Source organism: Sulfurifustis variabilis (assembly GCF_002355415.1).
Taxonomy (GTDB): Bacteria; Pseudomonadota; Gammaproteobacteria; order Acidiferrobacterales; family Sulfurifustaceae; genus Sulfurifustis; species Sulfurifustis variabilis.
The window spans coordinates 1508856-1527776 of sequence record NZ_AP014936.1 but is presented as its reverse complement, the minus strand read 5'-3'; the positions used below and the strand labels follow the sequence as shown (position 1 = coordinate 1527776).

At 67.9% G+C, this 18921-nt stretch carries 10 protein-coding genes; 4 read left to right on the top strand and 6 right to left on the bottom strand.

Annotated elements, in window-relative coordinates:
* Positions 1–116 precede the first annotated feature (116 nt).
* The 3 genes from SVA_RS07360 to fdxA all read left to right on the top strand — a co-directional run bounded on the left by SVA_RS07360 (position 117) and on the right by fdxA (position 3209).
* Complete coding sequence (locus SVA_RS07360; RefSeq protein WP_197703415.1) at positions 117–1523, top strand: undecaprenyl-phosphate glucose phosphotransferase; 1407 nt, start codon at positions 117–119, stop codon at positions 1521–1523.
* A 145-nt stretch (positions 1524–1668) separates the two neighbouring features.
* Positions 1669–2622, top strand: coding sequence for a glycosyltransferase family 2 protein (locus tag SVA_RS07355; RefSeq protein ID WP_096460619.1), 954 nt, complete (start codon positions 1669–1671; stop codon positions 2620–2622).
* A gap of 263 nt (positions 2623–2885) precedes the next feature.
* On the top strand, positions 2886–3209 hold the full coding sequence (gene fdxA, locus SVA_RS07350; protein ID WP_096460618.1) for a ferredoxin FdxA: 324 nt from the start codon (positions 2886–2888) through the stop codon (positions 3207–3209).
* 321 nt (positions 3210–3530) lie between these two features.
* Here the strand turns inward: fdxA and SVA_RS07345 are convergent, their stop codons facing one another.
* A complete protein-coding gene (locus SVA_RS07345) occupies positions 3531–4694 on the bottom strand; it encodes a DUF484 family protein (RefSeq protein WP_169924008.1) in 1164 nt (387 codons plus the stop codon).
* A 43-nt stretch (positions 4695–4737) separates the two neighbouring features.
* Positions 4738–5529, bottom strand: coding sequence for a DsbC family protein (locus SVA_RS07340; protein ID WP_096460616.1), 792 nt, complete (start codon positions 5527–5529; stop codon positions 4738–4740).
* Between the two features lie 188 nt (positions 5530–5717).
* On the opposite strand from SVA_RS07340, the gene SVA_RS07335 reads away from it, so the two are divergent.
* On the top strand, positions 5718–8660 hold the full coding sequence (locus tag SVA_RS07335) for a putative bifunctional diguanylate cyclase/phosphodiesterase (protein WP_096460615.1): 2943 nt from the start codon (positions 5718–5720) through the stop codon (positions 8658–8660).
* 76 nt (positions 8661–8736) lie between these two features.
* Here SVA_RS07335 and SVA_RS07330 read toward each other — a convergent pair whose 3' ends face one another.
* Genes SVA_RS07330 through glgX form a run of 4 tightly spaced genes read right to left on the bottom strand, consistent with a single transcriptional unit; the run spans position 8737 to position 18896 of the window.
* The gene (locus tag SVA_RS07330) at positions 8737–9585 is read right to left on the bottom strand and encodes a dienelactone hydrolase family protein (RefSeq protein WP_096460614.1); all 849 of its coding nucleotides are present in this window, start codon (positions 9583–9585) and stop codon (positions 8737–8739) included.
* A 50-nt stretch (positions 9586–9635) separates the two neighbouring features.
* Positions 9636–14732: a malto-oligosyltrehalose synthase gene (locus SVA_RS07325; protein ID WP_096460613.1), complete on the bottom strand. Its 5097-nt coding sequence runs from the start codon at positions 14730–14732 to the stop codon at positions 9636–9638.
* Complete coding sequence (gene treZ / locus SVA_RS07320; protein ID WP_197703413.1) at positions 14729–16597, bottom strand: malto-oligosyltrehalose trehalohydrolase; 1869 nt, start codon at positions 16595–16597, stop codon at positions 14729–14731. Before treZ ends, SVA_RS07325 begins: the two co-directional genes overlap by 4 nt.
* On the bottom strand, positions 16575–18896 hold the full coding sequence (glgX, locus tag SVA_RS07315) for a glycogen debranching protein GlgX (RefSeq protein WP_096460611.1): 2322 nt from the start codon (positions 18894–18896) through the stop codon (positions 16575–16577). The genes treZ and glgX overlap by 23 nt, the downstream gene beginning before the upstream one ends.
* Between the last annotated feature and the right edge of the window lie 25 nt (positions 18897–18921).

The window sequence follows — 18921 nt, the reverse complement described above, 5'->3', positions numbered from 1 at the left end:
TGATAGTGTCTGCTGCTTGCCGCTCGGAGCGCATAGAATGGAACCGGGCACGCCTTCGGGCGTGCCGGTCAAACAAGAATGGAGTCGGTTTGCTCCTCAGGATGAGGACCGCGGCAGTGCGTATCGAAAACCTGGTTCGACCCTCGCGCGCCAAGCTGGCCGCATTCTCCCAGTTCATGGACGCCGCCGTCATCGTGACGGCGCTGTGGCTGCTCGCGCTGCTGCTCGGCGTCGAGTGGCAGGAGGCGCACCTCGTCGCCGGGTTCTGGGCGATCGGGCTCTTCCTTCTGCTCGGCAATATCTCCAACCTGTATTACACGTTCCGCGGCGTTTCCGGCGGAAAGGAGTTCGGAAGGCTGTGGCTCACGTGGACGGCCGTCGTTCTGGCCCTGCTGTTCCTCGCCTACTCGACCAAGACCTCCGAGACGTACTCCCGGCGTCTCTACCTGAGCTGGTTCGTGCTCACCCCGCTCTTTCTCGTCATCTGGCGGGGCTGGCTCCAGATACTCGTCGGGTCGATGCGCAGCCGTGGCTTCAACACGCGTTCCGCCGCGATCGTGGGCGCCCGCGAGCTCGGGGCCTATCTCGCGAACAACATTCTCGACGCGCCGTGGATGGGGCTGCGCGCGGTCGGCTTCTATGACGACCGCCGCCCCACGGGATCGCGCCCGCTGGTGCGCGAGCCGGTGGAAGTCGTCGGAAACCTGGAAACGCTCGTGCGCCATGCCCGTGACGGGCGGATCGACATCGTCTACATCACCCTGCCCATGAGCGCCGAGAAGCGGATTCAGGACCTGATCGCCAGGCTCTCGGACACCACCGTGTCCGTGTATCTCATCCCCGACGTCTTCATCTTCGATCTCCTGCACGCGAGCTGGGGAACCGTGGGCGACCTCCCCGCGCTCAGCATCTCCGAAACGCCGTTCTACGGCGTCGACGGCATCATCAAGCGCCTGGAGGATGTCCTGCTCGCGGCCGCTATCCTGCTCGTGGTCGCGATTCCGCTCGTCGTGATCGCGATCGGCGTCAAGCTCACGTCGCCGGGGCCCGTGCTCTTCCGGCAGCACCGCTACGGACTGCGGGGCAACAAGATCGAGGTATGGAAGTTCCGCACGATGACGGTGTGCGAAAACGGCGAGAACGTGGTGCAGGCGAGCCGTACGGACAGCCGCGTAACGCGGTTCGGGGCCTTCCTGCGGCGAACTTCGCTCGACGAGCTGCCGCAGCTCTTCAACGTGCTGCAGGGCACCATGTCGCTCGTCGGTCCCCGACCGCACGCCGTGGTCCACAACGAGCAGTATCGCCGCCTGATCGGCCGGTACATGCTTCGGCACAAGGTGAAGCCCGGCATCACCGGTCTCGCGCAGGTCAACGGCTGGCGAGGAGAGACGGACTCGCTCGACAAGATGCGGAAACGCGTCGAGTACGATCTCGCCTACATCCACAACTGGTCGCTGTGGCTCGACCTCAAGATCCTTTTCCTCACCGCGTTCCGCGCCTTCAACGACAAGAACGCCTACTGATCTCGACGCACGCCGGACGTGATCGAGCGAACCCGGCGTACGCCCATGCGGCATCTGTACGGAAGGCCGGAACGCGATCGGCACGAGCGAGGGGAAGGCCGCCGGGACGGTCCGACAGGCAGAGACGGCACAAGGGAGCGAAATCATGAGCACGACGAGGGACGTACTGGTCAGCGTGGTGATCCCCACATTTAACCGGGCGGGGCTGCTCCCGAGGGTGATCCGCAGCGTCCAGGCCCAAACGCACCCGCGCCTGGAGATCATCGTCGTCGACGACGGGTCGACCGACAACACGCAGGAGATCGTCGACGCCATCGGAGATCGGCGTGTCCGTTATGTGCGGCACGAGACCAACAAGGGCCCCTCTGCCGCGCGAAACACCGGCATACGGGCCGCCCTCGGCGGCTTCATCGCGTTTCTGGACAGCGACGTCGAATGGGAACCGGAGACGGTCGCTCGCCAGATGGGCGTTCTCGACCGCCATGACGCCGTCTTGTGCACCATGCCCGGGGCCGTCACGAACCGATACCGCCACAAGCAGACCGTCCCCCTCGAAGACTTGCGAAGGGGACGCTTCATCGCCGCCGGTACCAGCGCGCTGATGGGACGAGCGGACGCCCTCAGGGACATCTTGTTCGACGAGGCCCTGTGGTTCGCGGAGGATTGGGACATCGTAATACGTCTCGCGCAGAAGTATTCCGTCGGCTACCTGAATCAGCCGCTGGTGCGCGCCATCGATGGGCCGCACCAGCGGATCAGCAATACGCGCATTACACGGAACATGTCGGCACGCGAGCTCGAGCACGCCTGCCGGATGATCCGCAAGCACGAGGCGTTCCTCGGGCCAAAGTGGTTCGGACGGCACATGTGCCGAATATTGCTCGCGGGGACCGCCGGGTCGAGGAACGCGAAAGAGAAGATGCACGACATCGCATACGCCGCCAGGCAGCACGGTGCGGCCAGCGTCGCGTGGGTGCTGGGCAAGCGCTTCCTGCTGAGACGGGCGGTGCGGTTGCAGAGTCTGAGAAGCCGGATTACCGATTGGCGGCGCGTCTTCCCTGCCACCGCCCGGTTCCATGCCGGTGGTCCTCGCGACTGAGCGGCACCGCCGGCAGGCGACGGAGCTGGGCGCGACGGGCATCCTCGACACGCCCGCGTGAGCGCGGCGCACACGATCCGCATCGCCGGCCATCACGCCGAGGACGCTCTCTCCCTCCTCGTCGGATTTCGTGCGCTCGATCGGCGAGAACGCCTACGGATTGTTGGTCTGCATGGAGCGGTTCCAGACGCGGGCGGTCCACTTTGCCGCGGTCGGTGTAGTATGATTGCGCCTCTTCGTTCGGCAAGCATCGGAGCTCGAGAATGGCCTACGTGGTGACGGAAAGCTGTATCAAGTGCAAGTACACGGACTGCGTGGAGGTCTGTCCGGTCGACTGTTTCCATGAAGGGCCGAACTTCCTGGTCATCGATCCCGACGAGTGCATCGATTGCACGCTGTGCGTCCCCGAGTGCCCGGTCAACGCCATCTATGCCGAAGACGACCTCCCCGAAGATCAGCGCCAGTTCACGGAGCTCAACGCCGAGCTCGCCAAGGTATGGCCGGTGATTACCGAGAAGAAGGACGCACCGGCCGATGCCGCCGAGTGGGACGACAAGCGGGACAAGTTGAAGTACCTCGAGCGGTGAAACCGGTCGGACCGGGTGGAGGGCGGAGCCCGAGGCGGGGATTCCTTAATATATGCGCGCCGCGCGCCCTGGGGCCGGGCTCCAGAGAACTAACTACCTGCGTTAAAAAAGAAAAGGCGGCAATCCTGCCGCCTTTTCCGTTTGTGCCCTCACTGTCCCTGTCCACTGCCTTCCCTACCTAGTGCGGGCGACGATTGGGTGTCCCTGTTGGCGTCCCTGCCATGGCCTAACTATATGCCAGGATCGAAAGAAATCAACCCGAACGTTCGTTTTTTATATTTTTATCTTTTGTTGCCAGTACCTTACGGACTAATCGCCTTTTCAATCGGCTGAATATTTTTCGGTGTCGGACGGGTCCCGGGTTTCCGTCCTGTCCGCAACCACCCGGTTTCGACCGGACTGCTTCGCCTCGTACAGCGCCGCGTCGGCCCTCTCGAATAGCCAGGCCGCCGGGGACTGGCCGGCGAACTCGCTGCTCCGGTCGAGGCAAGCCACCCCGATGCTCACCGTGACCGCCAACGGCGCCTCGCCTCCCTCGAACCGGTGGCCGGCGACCGCGCGGCACAGGCGGTCGGCGATCCTGACGCCGTCCGGCCCCCCCGTATTGGGCAGCAGCATCATGAACTCTTCCCCGCCGTATCGAGCCAGCAGATCGGCGCCCCGGAGGTCCCGCCCCAGAAGCTCGGCGACCTGCTGCAGCACCCGGTCCCCGACCTTGTGCCCGTGACGGTCGTTGACCTGCTTGAAGTGGTCGATGTCCACCAGCATGTAGACCAGCGGCTCCTGGCGCCGGAACCAGCGCTCGATCTCCTCGCTCAGCCGCCGCTCGAAGAATCGGCGGTTCGCCACGCCCGTCAGCGGGTCCATCAGCCCGGAGAGGCGCAGGCGTTCGTGGTTCACGGCGTTGTCGACGCACATCGCCGTCACGGCGGCCAAGTGCTCGAGCAGGTCGGTGGCGGTGCCGGGTGAGAAATGCGTGCGGTCGAGGCTGGCCTGGTTCAGGCAACCGATGAGCTGATCCCGCAGCATGAGCGGCGCGAGCGCCACGGACCCGAGAGGGCGGCCGTAACCCGGGAAAAGCAGGGACTGCAGCTCGCGGTCGCAGGGCCCGAGTCTCGGCTTGAGGGATGCCGGGAACAGCGTCCGCAGGGCATCCTGCGTCAGATTGACGAATGCCGTCGTGGGGTCGATGTCGTCCGGACCGCCGCCCGAACGGCCGTCGAGCTCGCCGGGCGCGAGCAGTCGGGTCAGCTCGTATTCCGGATCGAAGCAGGCGAGCGTGACCGCATCGACCCGCGGAAAAGTGCGTGGGAGATCCCGCGCCGCCACGGAAACGAGGTCGCGCAGCGACTGGGCCCCGATCATTCCGAGCTCTATGTTCCGAAATCCGGCCCAGATCCGCTCGTTCTCGCGAATCTGGCGCTTCAGCACGTCGAGCTCGGGCTGACCCGGGACAGCGGTGCCCGCGAGCAGCGCGCCACCCACGGGTAGCCTGCGAGGCGGCGATCGCTTGGGGCCGGTTTTCCAGTCAACGGGCATGCGAGGTCTTGGAAGCTCCGTTCAATCCCAGAATAGCGAGCAATTGGGCGCTCGGCACGTATCCGCCGAGCTTCCTGCCGTCGTCCAGATAGATTGTAGGTGTTCCGCTGACGCCCAGCCGCTCGCCGAGACGGTAGTGGCTTTCCACGGGGTTGGCACAGGTCTTCATGTCCAGCTTGCCGCCGGCCTTGGCCACGCCCACCGCCTTGGCGCGATCCGGCGCGCACCACACGGCCACCGAACGGCGATACGTCTCGGAACCGACCCCACCGCGCGGGAACAGCAGATACCGCACCTTCACCCCGTTCCGGTTCAGCTCGGGCACCTCGAGATGCAGACGGGCGCAGTACGGACAGTCGACGTCGGTGAACACGGTGATCGTCCTTTTTGCCTTCGCCGGGCCGATGACGATCATGTTCTTCTCCCCGACCTCCTCGATCATGCGCGCGGCGGTCTGCTGGCGCCACGTCTCGGTCAGATTCTTTCGCGTCTGCAGATCGACCACGTCTCCGAAGAAAACGTATTTTCCGTCGGTACTTACGTATACAAGCTGTGCTTCCACCTCAAGTTCGTAGAACCCGGGAAGCACCGACGGGCGAAGCTTATCCACCGGGACATCCGGAAATGCCTTGGTCAATTGATCCTTCACCGCCTGAATATCCCCGGAGGCGTATCCAAGAACCGGAAGGAGGCTGAGCAGAACGACAAGCAGGCGACGAAGCATTCGGTTTCCTCGAAAAAATGCACGAAACGGCGCGCAGTTAGCGTCGGCGAGGATCATACGGACGGGTCGGGGGCAACACCAGCCCGCGAGTCGCGGGTGAGCGTCCGATCGCGCCCCCGATCGGACCACAGGAGGGGCGCCCGAGATACGGACTACACATACCGTCGCGTTTTCAACAGGTTGGGGCCGCGAGGGTGGGCATGCTTTGTGCACTATAGTGGGCAAGGCGAGAACAAGATCGGTAAATGAGCCAACCCGTCGACAACCGGCCGCACCCCGACCGCCCGCTCCCCCGGCCGCGGCGCTGGGCGAGCATCCGCGGGCGGTATTTCCTCATCGCCGCGGCCTTCTCCCTGCTCCTGCTCGGCGCCGCCTGGGTCGCCAACATCCAGGTGCTGGAGGCGTCCCGGCGAAGCGACGTGAACCTCGTCGAGCGCGAGACGGTCCTTCGCACGCTGCGCGCCGTGGCCGATCACATATGGGAGGCGGAGACGGCGCTCCAGACGTTCATGCTCGTCCCGGGCGACGCGGCGCGACGCCGGGCGGAAACGAGCCTCATCGACGCGGCGGCTAAGGCCGGCCAGGTCCTCTCGGCCGATTCCATCTTCGCAAACGAGGCGGACCGCGAGCTGGTCGAGGGCCTGCGCACCCGGCTTGGGCGCCTGCGGCGCGAGATCGGCCGGCTGATGGACATGCGGACCTCGCCGGAAAAGCTGTTCCCCGCCATGCCGATCATGATCGAGCGCATGCTGCCGGAGCAGACGACGTTCAATACCGCGGCGGGTCTCGCGATCAACGAGATGGAGAGCGACCCGGCCCCGCAGAACCACGAGATCTACCGCCTCTTCGCCGACGCGCGCTACGCCTCGACGCAGATGGTCGGCGCCTTCCGCGTCTGGGTGGCGAACCGTTTCGGCATCTTCGGCGAGCCCGAAACCGCGATGGCGGCCCAGGCCGTGAACATCCGGCAGTACGCGGAACGTGTCGATCGTGATATCGAGGCCCTGATCGCGCTCGACCGGCGCGGCACGCTCGATCTGCAGCACAGCCTCTCGCTCCAGCAGATGATGAACGCCCACCGGGAATGGCTCCGGCAGTACCGGCAGGTCGCCGCCATCTTCACGTCCGAGCGGTGGCGCACGGACACCCCGCTCATGCGCGACACCGTGCAGCCGCTGTTCGTGCAGACCTGGTCGGCCCTCCGCGAGATCGAAAAGACCATGGAGGGCCGCTCGACGGCGGACCTCTCCTCTCTCGCCGGCGTCGCCGATGCGCTCTCGCGGGCGATCTGGCTGCTCGCCGGCGTCGGTCTCGCCGTAGCGGCCCTGGGTTACCTGCTCTTCGAATTCAGCGTGCGCCGGCCGATCGCTCGCGTCGCCCACGCCCTGAAGGCGGAGGCGGCGGGCAAGAGCGGCGCGGTCCCGCTCGAGGCGTCGACGCGCGAGATCGGGGACCTGATGATCGCGTTCGACCACATGCGCCGACAGGTGCACTCGCGCCAGCAGCGGCTGGAGACCATCCTCGACCACGCCGCCGAAGGCATCATCACGTTCGACGAGAGCGGTGTGATCGAGCGATTCAACAAGGCGGCCGAGCGCCTGTTCGGCTACGCGGAAGGCGAGATCGTCGGCAAGGACATCGGCACGCTGATCGTGCCCCCGGAGCGCCGGCCGGGATACGTCGAGCACTTCATGCGCACCGAGATCCAGCGCCTCATCGGCCACGAGGGCGAGGTGACCGGACGGCACAAGGACGGCAGCAGCTTCGCGATGGCGCTCAAGATCAGCCGAATGCAGCTCGACGGACGGGTTCTCTACACGGGCCTCGTCGCCGACATCAGCGAGCGCAAGGCGATGGTCGAGCACCTCAAGAACATGGCGGAACACGACGGGCTCACCGGCCTGTACAACCGCACCTATTTCCAGCAGGAGCTCGAGCGCGTCGTCGAGCGCGCGCACCGCACCAAGGGCCACACGTGCGCCGTCCTCTATCTCGACCTCGACAACTTCAAGTACGTCAACGACACCCTGGGCCATGCCGCCGGCGACCGGCTGCTCATCGAGGTGGCCGGTATCCTGCACAAACGCGCGCGCAAGAGCGACCTCATCTCGCGCTTCGGCGGCGACGAGTTCATGGTGCTGCTGTACGACACCACTCCCGAGCTCGCCCTGCGCGCGGCCGAATCCTTCCGGAAGAAGCTCGTCGACTATCACTTCCAGCACGACGGGGAGCGCGTGGACATCGGGTGCTCGATCGGCGTGGCGGCCATCGGGCCGGATACGGCCTCGGCGGAAGAGGCGCTGTCTCAGGCCGACCTGGCATGCCACCTTGCCAAGCGGAACGGACGCAACCAGGTGCACGCCTTCCGCCCGTCGGACGCGGACAACGTCGCCGCGATGTCCATCGACATGGGCGTGTCCCGGCGGATCAAGGAGGCCATCGCGCACGACCGGTTCGCCCTCGCCTGCCAGCCCATCGTGAGCACGGGCTCCCGCGCGGTCGAGGCCTACGAGGTGTTGATCCGCATGCTGGACGACTCCGGTCAGCTCATCATGCCGTCCGGGTTCCTGCCCGCGGCCGAGCGCTTCGGGCTCGCCGCGGACATCGACCGATGGGTGATCGCCAACGCGATCGAGTCCCTCGCCCGGCAGCGGAAGACGGCGCCGACGCTGCGCTATTCGATCAACCTTTCCGGTCAGACGCTCTCGCAGCCGGTCGTGTGCGACCTCGTACAGGAAAAGCTGCGGGAGACCGGGCTGGATCCGACGGCCCTGATCTTCGAGGTCACGGAAACCGTGGCGATCGCCGACATGGCCACGGCCCAGGTGTTCCTGTCACGGCTGCGCGAAATGGGATGCCGCACGGCGCTCGACGACTTCGGCTCCGGCATGTCGTCGTTCGCATACCTGCGCGACCTTCCCGTCGACTTCGTCAAGATCGACGGCCGTTTCGTCCGCAACCTGGCGGGGAACGAGGTCGACCGGGCGATGGTGAAGGCGATGAACGAGATCGTCCATGCCCTCGGCAAGCGGACGATCGCGGAGTTCGTGGAGAACGAGGCGTCCTTCCGGCTGCTGGCGGAGTTCGGCGTGGACTACGCGCAGGGCTACCACCTCGGCCGTCCCGACGTCACCCTCCCGTGCAGGGAGATCGCCGACCGCTGCGGCGCGGTCGCGTGCGGGACCTGAGCGCACCGGTGACCGGCGACGAGGTGACCGGTCGCCCGTCCACCCCTCTCCGTCCCCCCCGATCGCCGCTCCCCAACTACCGCAGCGCCTCGGCCATGAACTGGGCGGCCCTCGCGATCGCGTCCTTGGCTGCCAGATCGTCGGCGAAGGTCCGCACGTTGGGCGGCCGGAAGTCGAACCCCCGGCCCACCCCCGGGTAGACGACGTAGGTCACCGCGCGGCCGTTCTGCCGGAGCGCCTCCACCGAGGAATCGATGACGCGCTTGCGCTGGTACTGCTCCTCGTCGCCGACGAAGACGAGGACCGGGAGCTCCAGGCGGTCGATCTCCGGCGCGTACGAGTAGATCTGGAGCGGCTCCGGCGCGTTCGGATCCTGCCAGTGGGGATAGTACGACACGTAACACGCGAGCCCGTCCTTCTGCCGGCCTTTGGCCACGGCCAGCTTGAGCGTGTAGTAGCCCCCTCGGGTGTGGGAATACGCGCAGACCCGCCTCCCCGCGATATCCGGCAGCTCGAGCAGGGCGTCGAGGCCGGCGCTGAGATCGTCCTCGAGCGCATAGTCGTGCTCGATCGGAAACCGCGAGATGAACCGGCCGGTGTAGAGGTCCGGGGCATAGACGACGAAGCCGCGTGCGGCCAGCCGCGCGGCGTGCAGCAAGACCAGATCGTCGAGCCCGCGGCGGCCGTGAACGAAGAGCACGCCCGGGTACTTCCCCTTCCCCTTCGGGCGCGTGATCGTTACCGGCACCTCCACCTCGCCGCTGCGGTAGCTCGCCGACCGCGTCTCGACCGGCAGCGTCCGGGCCGCCGGCAGCGACCCGGCCGACCACCACGCGTCGTCCCACCACCACGCCTCGCGCGCGTCGCCCTGCGCGAGAGCGGCCGACGACAGCAGACTGACGACTACGACGATCACGGCCCGCATCACGGCGTCCTCCTCGAGCGGGAGAATCTACCCGTAATGCGGGCAAAAGCCTATGGGGCGAGCTCGAGGAGCGCGACCGGAAAGTGGGCGAACGCGCCGGCGAGATCGAGCCAGCACCGGTCGCCCTCGACCTTCGGGCTCAGCGCCTCGCCCGTGTAGAGATTCGTGTACCTGCCTTCTCCGGGCAGTTGTACCCGCGTCTCCTCCCAGACCGTGCCCAGGGGCAGCTCGCCCTCCGGGGCCAGCCGCGCGAACCAGCGCGGCGCGAGAACCACGATCGTTCCCTCCGGGGAGCGGCGCGCGAAGGCGCACAGGTGCTCGGAACGGCTCCCCTCGACGGCGAGCGGCAGGTACTCGCCCTCGCGGTACAACTGCGACCGGCCGCGCCGGTGCGTGAGCGTCTTCCAGGTCAGGTAGAGCTTCGCCCGGCCGTCGTCGATCGTCTCGAGGAGCGCCCGCGCGCGCGCCGCCTGCTCGCCGCCCGGCGTCATCCCGGTCTCGAGCTCCCGGAGCAACCGGTCGCGCAGCGCGTAGTCGACCGGGCGGCGGTTGTCCGGATCGACCAGACTGAAGTCCCAGAGCTCGGTGCCCTGGTAGATGTCGGGCATGCCGGGCACCGTCAGCTTGAGCAGCACCTGGCTCAGGCCGTTGTAGAGACCGTAACGCACCAGCTTCTCGGTGAACGGCACGAAATCCTCGAAAAAGAGGTTGCCCTCGCTCGTCAGGACGCCCTGCACGAAGCCGCGTACGGCCTCCTCGTATTCCGTGTTCGGGTTGATCCAGCTGGTATGGACCTTCGCCTCCCTGACGGCCTTCAGCATGTACTCCTCGATGCGGGCCCGGAACGCCGCGAGACCGTCCGGGCCGACGCGCCCGAGCGGCCACGCGCCGACCAGCGTCTGGTACAGCAGATACTCGTCGTTGCGATCCGGCGCGAATTCCTCGTCGAGGCGGCGCTTCCGGCCCCGGTTGAGCCGCGCCCAGCGCGACACCCGCTCCCGCCATTCGCTCCCGAGCTCGGAGAGCACGTCGAGCCGCGCGCGCACGTCCTCGGACCGCTTGGTGTCGTGGGTGGAGGTCGCGAGCATGGTGTGCGGCCAGCGCCGGGCGCGCTCCTGGTTGGCGTGATGGAAGGCCGCCACCGACGTGCCGAAGCGGCGCGGGTCGCCGCCGACTTCGTTGAGCGAAGTCAATCGGTTATAGATGTAAAAGGAAGTGTCTTCGAGGCCTTTCGCCATGACCGGCGCGGTGTATTGCTGGAACCGCATGGCGAAATCGAGCACCGCGTCCCGGTACTCGGGCGACTGCTCGTCCTGTCCCTCGAGCAGCAGCACCCGGCGCACGAAATCGAACACGGACACGTCGGCCGCCGGGCTCCGCTTCTTCGCCTGCGCGACCGCCCACTCGATGTAGCGCCGGTCGTCCGGGGCAATCCGGCCGCCGCGCACGTAGGTCCGGTAGACCGGGAACAGCGCGACCACGTCCCGCAGGGCGTCGCGGAGCGCGTTCAGGGTGAAGTCGCGCGCGTGCCAGTCGGACTCGGATATGCGGTTCAGGCGGTAGGCCAGCACGTTGAGCTCGCTCGAGAGCGCCACGCGCATGATGAGGCGCTTGCGGTCGGCGAGCAGCTCGTCGAAGTCCACGGGGCGGCGGGCGAGCTTCTGGTAGGTCCGGTCGATCTCGTCCTCGCCGGCCGGATAGACGAAGAGGCCGTTCACCAGGTTGGCGAACTCGTACCCGGTGGTCCCGTGCACGGGCCAGTCGTCCGGGAGCCGCTCGTAGGCCGCGAGGATCTTCTCGGTCACGACGTAGAGCCCCTGGCGCGCGGACGAGCCCGCCTCCCTGCCGGTCGCCGGCACGGCGACCAGGCTCTGAAGCCGCCGGTAGTAGTCGAGCGGGTCGTAGAGCCCGTCCGGGTGGTCGATGCGCAGGCCGTTGACCTTCCCCTGCGCGACCAGGTCGGCGACCAGCCGGTGGGTGGCGTGGAAGGTCTGGCGGTTCTCCTGGCGCAGCCCGGCGAGGTCGTTGATGTCGAAGAACCTGCGATAGTTGATCTCGTCCGCCGCAGTGCGCCAGAAGGCGACGCGATACGCCTGGCCTTCGAGCAGCTCGTGCAGCAGATCCGGTCGCGCCGGCGCGTGGTCCCCGCCGTTGTAGAGGCGCAGCACCCCCTCCACGTGCGCCGCGATGGCCGGCTCCGCCGCCATCAGCTCCGCGAGCCGGCGCTTGTGCACCTCCTTGTCGCGGTGCCGCTCGATGATCAGGTCCTGCGACGTCTCGTGCCGCGGCGGCAGGTGACGGAATCCGTTGAGGAGCGCCTCGTACTCGAGCAGCCGCGGGTGGCTCGCGCCCAGCGCCTCCTCGAGCTGCCGGCGATCGTGCTGGAGGATCTGCGGGTACGTGCCGGGATCCACCGGGAAGCGGTGGTCGAAGTACTGCACGCAGAAAGCGCCGGTCGAGCGGTCGACGGCGAGGCGCAGCTGCCCCGACTCGAGCACGGTGCCGTAGTGGTCACCCAGAACCGGCAGCAGGACCTTGCCCCGCAGCTCCGCCTTCAGCGGGCGCCAGTCGATGTCGAAGAACGCGGCGTACACCGAGGCCGGGCCGTTCTCGAGCACGTCGAGCCACCAGCCGTTGTCGCTGCCGACGCCCATGTGGTTCGGAACGATGTCGAGGATCTGCCCGAGCCCTTCGCGTTGCAGTGCCTCGACGAAGGCCTCGTAGTCCGCATCGCTGCCGATCTCCGGGTTCAGCGCGTTGTGGTCCACGATGTCGTAGCCGTGGCGGCTGCCCGGACGGGCCTTGAGGTACGGCGAGGCGTAGCAGTGGCTGACGCCGAGCCTGCGCAGGTACGGCGCGAGCGCCGCGGCGTGCCGGAAGGTGTAGTCGCGGTTGAACTGCAACCGGTAGGTGGCGTCGGGGATGACCGCGCCTCCGGGCCGCGGCACCTCGCGCGCGACGGCGCCCGGCCCGCGCAGCTCGCGCAGGGCGTCGAACAGTCGTTCCACGCGCGCGTCCTCGAACAAATCGTCGAGGTCGAGCGCGAGCTTGCGCCGCCAGTTCGGGTGCTCTTCCACGGTGCCCGGCAGGTTGGCCTGGCGCAGCTCCCCAAGCGCGTCCTCGAGCTGGAGCATCATGAGCTTCGACGGCGTGCGCGCGAGATAGAGATGCACCGCGCGCGCGAGCGGCGGCGTCATCTCGGGCGCCGAGGCGGGATCGACCGACATGCCGTCCGGGAGCAACCCCTCGCGCGACAACGCCATCAGCAGCCGCGCGCGGTCCTGCGTGCGCTGGAGGATCTGCTGCTCGCGCATCTCCTGCGACGGAAACAGATTGAGCCGGTCGCGCTCCGTGAGATCCTGCCCTTTCCAGAATCCGGAAAGCGTGGGCAGATCGTGCGTGGAGACGGCCGCGAGCGCCTTGGCCGGGTACGTCTCCGGCGCCTTGAAGTCCCCGTTCTTCTCGCGCTCGAAGTAGAACAACCGGTAGGACAGGACGTTCATCGGCGCGAGCGCCGCGCGCACCTCGTCGGGCACGGTCCCGAGGTCTTCGCCGATCACGAGGCAGCGGTTGCGCACGCTCTCGAGCGCGAGCACCCCGAGCATGTCGGCCAGCGGATAGCGCACGTACGCCCCGTCCTGCGCGCTCCGCCCTTCCGGCACCCAGAAGAGCCGCATCAGCCCCATCACGTGGTCGATGCGCAGCGCCCCGGCGTGGCGCATGTTCTCGCGCAGCGTCGCGATGAACGGCGCGTAGGCCTCCTCGGTCAGGAAGCGCGGAACCAGCGGCGGCAGCCCCCAGTTCTGCCCCTGGAGCGCGAGCTCGTCGGGGGGCGCGCCGATGCTGATGTTCTTGGCGTAGAGCCGCGAGAGCGCCCACGTCTCGGACCCGCCGCGATCCACGCTGACCGCGAGGTCCGTGTACAGGCCGACGCCGAGGCCGAGCTCCCAGGAACGACGGCCGCAGGCGGCGAGCTGCCGGTCGGCCTGCCATTGCAGATACTCGTAGAACTCGACGCGCGCCTCCTGCTCGCGGGCGAACGCCGCGACCGCCTCCGCGGTCGGGTCCCGGTACTCCTCGGGCCATACCGGCCAGCCCCAGATCGCCGGATCGCGGCGATGCAGGTGCTCCTGCAGGGCCTCGTACACCGCCTGTCGCCGGAGCCATTCGCCGCCGGCCTGCTGAAAAGCGCGGAACGCCCGCGCCCGCGGCGTGTTGCGGGCGAGGTGGTGCTCGCGGAAAAACGGGTACAGGACCTCGAGCGCCTCGAACTTCGCGGCCGCGACGCCCGGGTAATCGACGTACTCGCCCTCGCGCAGCAGCCGCAGCCGGCGCTGGAACTCGCTCGCGTAGACGAGTTGCTGCGCGGGACCGCATTGCACGAACTCCGGGATCGCCTCGATATCGAGATACAGAACGTTGAGAAAGAGCCGGCTCGACGGACTGTAAGGGCTCGCGTGCGCGGGGTTGTGCGGATAGAGCGCGTGCAGGGGATTGAGGCCGACGACGCCGGCCCCGCGCTCCGCCGCCCGTTCGACGAGGTGCCGCAGGTCGGTGAAGTCGCCCATCCCCCAGTTCCGCTGCGAGCGGAGCGCGTAGAGCTGGATCGCCGGGCCGAAGACGCGGCCGGCGTCGGCCACGGCATCGGGCACGTAACAGGCAGGCGGCGCGACGATCAGCTCCATGATCACCGGCCCTTCGCCCGCGTCGGCCTCCAGCCGGTGGTACCCGAGCGGCAGCTCGGGCAGCGGCAGCGCGCAGGCGACGTGAGCGCGCCCGTCGATCGTCCGCCGCTCGCGCACGGCGAGGTTCGCGGGCACGATCTCGTCCCCGCGTCGCTCCCCGTTCTCGAGGGCGATCGTGTACGCGAGCTTCTGCTGCGCGCGCTCCTCCGGAAGGCGCAGCACGACCTCCCGGTCGTTTTCCGATGCGACGATGACCCGAACCGGAGGCAGAAGGCGGCGCCAGGGACGGTCCTCGATCTCCGCGATCGCCGGTTCCATGCCGTTCGCGAGATCGACGCCCATGGCCGCCACGAGCGCCTGCACCACGTCGCGCGTGACGGCGTGCTCTCGGCCCCAGATGTCGTGATACCGCGGCTCGATGCCGCAGAGCGCGCAGAGCCGTTCTAGCGCGGGGTCGATCATGCCGTCGCGGGCTGGAGCAACCAGGCGACCGACCACGGACCGAGGCGCCCGCCGCTCATCGCGCCGTCGTCGGTCTCGCTCTGGACGTAGAGCTCGCGCCCGTTCGGACGCCCGTCGAGCGCGAGCGGCTCCGCGCTGAGGTTGGCGCACAGCACGAGCGTCGCGCCCTCCTCCAGCGGCCACTCGACATAGAGCCCGCGGTCCTCGATCACCCGGAAACGCGCGGCGCCCGGGCGCAGCCGGGGGAGACGCGGCACGATTTCGCGCGCGCGGACCGCGAGAAGCTCGCGGTGCCACGCGAGCCAGCCGGCGTGTTCCGGATTGGTCAGCGCGCCCCAGTCGAGCACCGCCTCCCCGAACGTCGCCGGATCGTTGGGATCCGGTATGCGGCTGCGCGCCTCCGGGTCCGAGAACGCCGGGAACCTGGCGAACTCCTTGCGCCGCCCCTCGGTGACGGCGCGCGCGAGCTCGGGCCCGAAGTCGCAGAAGAACGGAAACGGCTGGCGCGCCGCCCACTCCTCCCCCATGAAGAGGAGCGGCACGCCCGGGGCCAGCAGGAAAACCGCCGAGAGCGCGCGCACGCGCGCGGTGTCCGCGAGATCGGTGATGCGCTCGCCGAACGCGCGGTTGCCGATCTGGTCGTGATTCTGCAGGAAGTTGACGAAGGCGGTCGGCGGCAGATCCCGCGACGGCTCGCCGCGCTTCTCGCCGTCGCGGAAGGCGGAAGGGTCGCCCTGATAAGCGAAGCCCTCCGCCAGGCAGCGCCCCAGATGCCGGAGCGGCGCGTCGGCATAGTCCGCGTAGTAACCGCCGGTCTCGTCCGTCGCCGACACGTGCAGCGCGTGGTGAATGTCGTCGTTCCATTGCGCGGTGTAGAAGCGCGGGCGCCCGGCGTCGTCGCGCGCGAGATAGCGCGACTGGTTGGCGTCGTTCTCGAGCACGAGGTGCACGAGCCGCTCGCGGCCGGGCCCGCGCGCGACCGCCGCGGCGATCTCGCTCAGGATGTCCGGTTCGGAATCGTCCATGATCGCGTGCACGGCGTCGAAGCGCAGTCCGTCGAAGTGATACTCCTCGAGCCAGTAGAGGGCGTTGTGCACGTAGTAGTCGCGCACCGTCCGGGCGTCCTCGCCGTCGAAGTTGATGGCCGCGCCCCAAGGGGTGTGATGGCGCTCCGTGAAGAACGGCGCCGCGTACGCGGAGAGGTAGTTGCCCTCCGGGCCGAAGTGGTTGTAGACCACGTCAAGAAAGACCATCAGGTTCTTCGCGTGCGCGGCCTGCACGAGCGCCTTGAGGTCTTCCGGCCGCCCGTAGCGGCTGTCGGGCGCGAACGGCAGCACGCCGTCGTAGCCCCAGTTGCGCGCGCCGGGAAAATCGGCGAGCGGCATGAGCTCGATGGCGGTGACGCCGACGGCCTTGAGATGATCGAGCCGGCCCTGCACGCCGGCGTACGTCCCTTCGGGCGTGAAGCTCCCCACGTGCAGCTCGTACAGCACCGCCTCGTCCCAGGGGCGCCCGCGCCACGCGCGGTCGGTCCATTCCCAGGCGCCCGGATCGATCAGCTCGCTCGGGCCGTGCACGTCGTCGGGCTGGAAGCGCGAGGCGGGATCCGGAACGACGAGCCCGCCGTCGATGCGATACCGGTAGCGCGCGCCCGGTCCGACGCCGACGTGGCCCTCGTACCAGCCGCCGTCCCGGCGGTCGAGCGGCAGGAATTCCTCCCGCCCGTCGCGCGCCAGGCCGAGCTCCACCGCCCTGGCGCTCGGGGCCCAGATGCGGAAGCGCGCGCCGCCCTGTTCCGAGAGCTCGGCGCCGAACGGCATGCGATGCCGGCGGTGCTCGATGTCAGCCGATCCCTTTGTCGTCACTTCCCGCGGCCTCCCGGGGCGCGGCCGCTTCCTGCGGCGAGGGCGCTTCCTGCGGCTGAGCGACCTGCGGCTCCGCCTCGTGAGCAACCTCCTGCGCCACCGCCGCCTCCTCCGGATGCTCCGCCTCGCCGGTGTCTTCGGGCAGCGGCTGCGCCACGCGCCGCCCCGCTTCGCGCAGCACGACCAGGCTGCGTCCCTTCAGCGGATAGGGCTGTCCGGTCAGGTACACGGCGCCCTCCTTCACGCTGCCCCCCGCCATGAGGCCGACGTCGGTATCGAGCACGACCTCCCAGCTCGATCCCGGGTGATACGCGGGCAGCGTGAACGGCAGTTCCTCGTGGTGGGCGTTCAGCAGCAGCAGGAAGTTGTCGTCCCGGAGCGGCCGGCCGCGCTCGTCGTGCTCCTCCAGGCGTTCGCCGGCGAGGAACAGGCCGAGCGAGCGCGCGTGCGCCTGATGCCACTCCTCGTCCGTCATTTCCTGGCCGTCCGGACGCAGCCAGACGATGTCCTTGATCTCGGTGCCCTTGATGCGCCGACCCTGGAAGAAATAGCGACGCTTGAACGCCGGGTGCGCGTGCCAGAAGCGCATCAGCCCGCGCACGAATTCCAGAAACTCCTGCGCCTCGGGGTCGAGGTCCCACTTGAGCCACGTGATCTCGTTGTCCTGGCAATAGACGTTGTTGTTGCCGCCCTGCGTGTGGCTCATCTCGTCGCCCGACAGGATCATCGGCACGCCCTGCGACAGGATCAGCGTCGCCATGAAGTTCCGCTTCTGGCGCGCGCGCAGGCGGTTGACCTCCGGGTCGTCGGTCGGGCCTTCGACGCCGCAGTTCCAGGAGATGTTGTTGTCGCTCCCGTCCCGGTTGTCCTCGAGGTTGGCCTCGTTGTGCTTGCCGTTGTAGCTCACGAGGTCGTGCAGCGTGAAGCCGTCGTGCGCGGTGACGAAGTTGACCGAGGCGTACGGCTTGCGCCCGCCCTGCTCGTACAGGTCCGAGGAGCCGGTCAGGCGGTAGGCGAGCTCGCCGATCTGGCCGCCCTCGCCCTTCCAGTAGGCGCGGATCGCGTCGCGGTACTTGCCGTTCCACTCCGTCCAGCCGACCGGGAAGTTGCCCACCTGGTAGCCGCCCTCGCCGAGGTCCCACGGCTCGGCGATCAGCTTCACCTGTGACAGCACCGGGTCCTGGTGGATGATGTCGAAAAACGCCCCGAGGCGGTCCACCTCGTGCAGCTCGCGCGCGAGGGCCGATGCGAGGTCGAAGCGGAAGCCGTCCACGTGCATCTCCTGCACCCAGTAGCGCAGGGAATCCATGATGAGCTGCAGCACGCGCGGGTGGCGCATGTTGAGCGTGTTGCCGCAGCCCGTGTAGTCCATGTAGTAGCGCGGGTTGTCGGCGACCAGCCGGTAGTACGCCGCGTTGTCGATGCCGCGGAACGAGAGCGTCGGACCCATGTGGTTTCCCTCGGCCGTGTGGTTGTACACCACGTCGAGGATCACCTCGATCCCGGCCGAGTGCAGCCGCTTCACCATGGTCTTGAATTCGTCGATCTCCCCGGTCGCCGAGTAGCGCCATTCGGGCGAGAAGAATCCGATGGAGTTGTAGCCCCAGTAGTTCCGCAGCCCCTTCTCGACCAGGATGCGGTCGTCGACGAACTGGTGAACCGGCAGCAGCTCGACGGCGGTGACGCCGAGACGCTTCAGGTGCTCGAGCGGCGCCTCGGTGGCGAGCGCCGCGTAGGTGCCGCGCAGCGGCGGCGGCACGTCGGGGTGGAGCTTCGTGAAGCCCTTGACGTGCAGCTCGTAGATCACCGTCTCGTGCCAGGGCGTGCGGGGCGGCCGGTCGTCCCCCCAGGTGAACGCGGGATCGACCACCTTGCACTTGGGCATGCCCGGCGCGCTGTTTCGCCGGTCGAACGAAAGGTCTTCGTTCTTCGCCCCCACGCGATAGCCGAAATGCGCGTCGCTCCACAGGAGCTCGCCGGCATAGGCCTTCGCGTAGGGATCGAGCACGAGCTTGTTCGGATTGAAGCGGTGGCCGTCCTCCGGCTTGTACGGGCCGTGAACGCGATAACCGTAGAGCTGCCCGGGTCGCGCGTCGGGGAGGTAGCAGTGCCACGCCTGGTCGGTCTGCCAGCGCATCGGGATGCACGCCGTCTGGCGCCGGCCCTTGGGGTCGAACAGGCACAGCTCCACTTTCTCGGCGTGCTCCGAGAAGAGGGAGAAATTGACGCCCTCCCCGTCCCAGGTTGCCCCGAGCGGGTACGGCTTCCCCGGCCAGACCGCGACTCTGTCGCTCGTCATCCCTGACTGCATTCCGTAGATCTTC